General features: G+C 65.3%; 3 protein-coding genes. All 3 read left to right on the plus strand.

The genetic code is table 11. The features are described 5' to 3' along the window. Nucleotides 1-321: 321 nt before the first annotated feature. From ctaC to DY245_RS11600, 3 genes are read left to right on the plus strand one after another with little or no spacing between them, the layout of a single operon-like run. A complete protein-coding gene (gene ctaC, locus DY245_RS11590) occupies nucleotides 322-1284 on the plus strand; it encodes an aa3-type cytochrome oxidase subunit II (RefSeq protein WP_181923630.1) in 963 nt (320 codons plus the stop codon). After that, entirely contained in the window at nucleotides 1281-3017 is a 1737-nt protein-coding gene (gene ctaD, locus DY245_RS11595) for an aa3-type cytochrome oxidase subunit I (RefSeq protein ID WP_128506348.1), read from the plus strand. Before ctaC ends, ctaD begins: the two co-directional genes overlap by 4 nt. Continuing rightward, nucleotides 3014-3412: a cytochrome c oxidase subunit 4 gene (locus DY245_RS11600; protein WP_128506350.1), complete on the plus strand. Its 399-nt coding sequence runs from the start codon at nucleotides 3014-3016 to the stop codon at nucleotides 3410-3412. The genes ctaD and DY245_RS11600 overlap by 4 nt, the downstream gene beginning before the upstream one ends. Nucleotides 3413-3511 lie beyond the last annotated feature (99 nt).

The following is a 3511-nucleotide window of genomic DNA, read 5'->3' on the forward strand; positions in this document are numbered from 1 at the left end:
CGGAGCGCGGCCCCGCGCCACGGCGGGCGGGGCGGCCGTCCGCGGGGCCCGGCGGGCAGGGCGGTCGCGGTGCTGGGCATGCCGTCAGATGCCTGGTGGGAGCGGGTAATCGGGGGTCCGGCGGATGCTCCCCGGGGGAGCCGGCCACCCCTTAGGGGTGCGTCGCGGCGCGTTGGGCACCCTCCCCGCGCGACCCCAAATAGCGTCCAGTAGGGTTTGGTCCGCATAAACATCCAAACCCCTGCCCGACGCAGGGCGGCGACCGACCAGCGAGTAAGGCCGCAGCCGACCGCGCGGGCGAGACTCTCGGGAAGGCGCTACGTGAGTCCCAACGGCTCCGACCGCTCGTCGCGGCGCCCGATGCGGCGGAAGCTGCCGCAGGTGCTTGCTGCGGGCCTGGTCCTGGCGACCGCTACTGGTTGCACATATAAGGACTTTCCTCGCCTCGGCATGCCAACGCCCGTCACCGACGAGGCGCCGCGGATCCTCTCTCTTTGGCAGGGCTCCTGGGCCGCCGCCCTCGCAACGGGCGTGCTGGTGTGGGGCCTGATCATTTGGAGCGTGATCTTCCACCGCCGCAGCAGGACCAAGGTGGAGGTACCCGCGCAGACCCGGTACAACATGCCGATCGAGGCTTTGTACACGATCGTCCCGTTCATCATCATCGCGGTGCTTTTCTACTTCACCGCGCGCGATGAGAGCGCACTCCTCAAGACTTCCAAGAAGCCGGACCACGTCGTCAATGTGGTGGGCTTCCAGTGGAGCTGGGGGTTCAACTACCTGGAGGACGTGGACGGCAACAAGTCGACCACGAACATCAACTCCAGCGCGCTCTCCGCGATCCCGGACAAGTGGAAGAAGACCGCCCCGGCCGGTGCCGACGGTGTCTATGACGTCGGTATCCCGGGCACGCGGAACCCGCAGACCGGTAACCCGGGTCCGACCCTGTGGCTGCCGAAGGGCGAGACGGTCCAGTTCGTGCTGACATCGCGCGATGTCATCCACTCCTTCTGGGTGGTGCCGTTCCTGATGAAGCAGGACGTCATCCCGGGCCACACCAATGTCTTCGAGGTGACCCCCAACAAGGAGGGCACCTTCATGGGCAAGTGCGCCGAGCTCTGCGGCGTCGACCACTCTCGGATGCTCTTCAACGTCAAGGTCGTCTCCCCCGAGCGGTACCGGGAGCACCTGAAGGACCTGGCGAAGAAGGGCCAGACCGGATACCTGCCGTCGGGCATCAAGCAGACGGATCACGCCAGGAATGCGGAGACCAAGAACCAGTGAGCATCCTCAACGAACCTCAGGGTGCCGCCGCCGATACGGCTCCGGCAGCACCGCCTGTACGCAAGAAGCAACCCGGTATCGCTGCCGTGAAGTGGCTGACGACCACTGACCACAAGACCATCGGCACGATGTATCTGGTCACGTCGTTCGCGTTCTTCTGCATCGGCGGCCTCATGGCGCTGCTCATGCGCGCCGAGCTGGCCCGTCCCGGCACGCAGATCATGTCGAACGAGCAGTTCAACCAGGCGTTCACGATGCACGGCACGATCATGCTGCTGATGTTCGCGACGCCGCTGTTCGCGGGCTTCGCGAACTGGATCATGCCGCTGCAGATCGGCGCGCCCGACGTGGCGTTCCCGCGGCTGAACATGTTCGCCTACTGGCTCTACCTGTTCGGCTCGCTGATCGCGGTGGCCGGCTTCCTCACCCCGCAGGGTGCGGCGGACTTCGGCTGGTTCGCGTACTCGCCGCTCTCGGACGCGGTGCGTTCGCCGGGCGTCGGTGCCGACATGTGGATCATGGGTCTGGCCTTCTCCGGTTTCGGCACGATCCTCGGTTCGGTCAACTTCATCACCACGATCATCTGCATGCGCGCGCCTGGCATGACGATGTTCCGGATGCCGATCTTCACCTGGAACGTGCTGCTGACCGGTGTGCTGGTCCTGCTGGCCTTCCCGGTGCTGGCGGCGGCGCTGTTCGCGCTGGAGGCGGACCGTAAATTCGGTGCGCATGTATTCGACGCGGCCAATGGCGGCGCATTGCTCTGGCAGCACCTCTTCTGGTTCTTCGGCCATCCCGAGGTGTACATCATCGCCCTGCCGTTCTTCGGCATCGTTTCCGAGATCATTCCGGTCTTCTCCCGGAAGCCGATGTTCGGTTACATCGGTCTGATTGCGGCGACGATTTCGATTGCCGGTCTCTCGGTCACGGTGTGGGCGCACCACATGTATGTGACGGGCGGCGTGCTGTTGCCGTTCTTCTCCTTCATGACGTTCCTGATCGCGGTGCCGACCGGTGTGAAGTTCTTCAACTGGATCGGCACGATGTGGAAGGGCTCACTGTCCTTCGAGACGCCGATGCTCTGGGTGATCGGCTTCCTGATCACCTTCACCTTCGGTGGTCTGACCGGTGTCATCCTGGCCTCGCCGCCGATGGACTTCCACGTCTCCGACTCGTACTTCGTGGTGGCGCACTTCCACTACGTCGTCTTCGGCACGGTCGTCTTCGCGATGTTCGCCGGCTTCCACTTCTGGTGGCCGAAGTTCACCGGCAAGATGCTGGACGAGCGCCTCGGCAAGATCACCTTCTGGACGCTGTTCATCGGCTTCCACGGCACCTTCCTCGTCCAGCACTGGCTGGGCGCCGAGGGCATGCCGCGGCGTTACGCGGACTACCTCTCGGCCGACGGCTTCACGACGCTGAACACCATCTCGACGATCAGCTCGTTCCTGCTCGGTCTGTCGATACTGCCGTTCCTCTACAACGTGTGGAAGACGGCGAAGTACGGCGAGAAGGTCGAGGTCGACGACCCCTGGGGCTACGGCCGTTCGCTGGAGTGGGCGACGTCCTGCCCGCCGCCGCGGCACAACTTCCTCACCTTGCCGCGTATTCGCTCCGAATCCCCGGCGTTCGACCTGCACCACCCGGAGATCGCGGCCCTTGACGCGCTGCGCAACGGTCACGGCACTGAGGACGACAAGTCCCTCGCCGGCGGCAAGGAGGCGGGCAAGTGAAGATCCAGGGCAAGATGTTCATCTGGCTCTCCGTCTTCGTCCTCGCCATGGCGATCGTCTATGGCGTCTGGTCGAAGGAGCCCGCGGGTACCACCGCACTGTTCCTGGCCTTCGGTCTGTGCATCATGGTCGGCTACTACCTGGCCTTCACGGCCCGGCGGGTCGACGCGGGTGCACAGGACAACGAGAACGCCGAGGTCTCGGACGACGCCGGTGAGCTGGGCTTCTTCAGCCCGCACAGCTGGCAGCCGCTCTCCCTGGCCGTCGGCGGTGCGCTCGCCTTCATGGGCGTGGTCTTCGGCTGGTGGCTGCTGTACTTCTCCCTCCCGGTGATCCTCGTCGGCCTCTTCGGCTGGGTCTTCGAGTACTACCGCGGCGAGAACCGCACGCAGTGAGCACGGCGCAACTGCGCCACGGCGGGCCCGGACACCTCAACAGGTGTCCGGGCCCGCCCCGTTTGGGGGTCCGGGGCAGACCCGTTTGCAGTCCTCCAG

The organism is Streptomyces inhibens, assembly GCF_003389455.1.
Lineage (GTDB): Bacteria > Actinomycetota > Actinomycetes > Streptomycetales > Streptomycetaceae > Streptomyces > Streptomyces inhibens.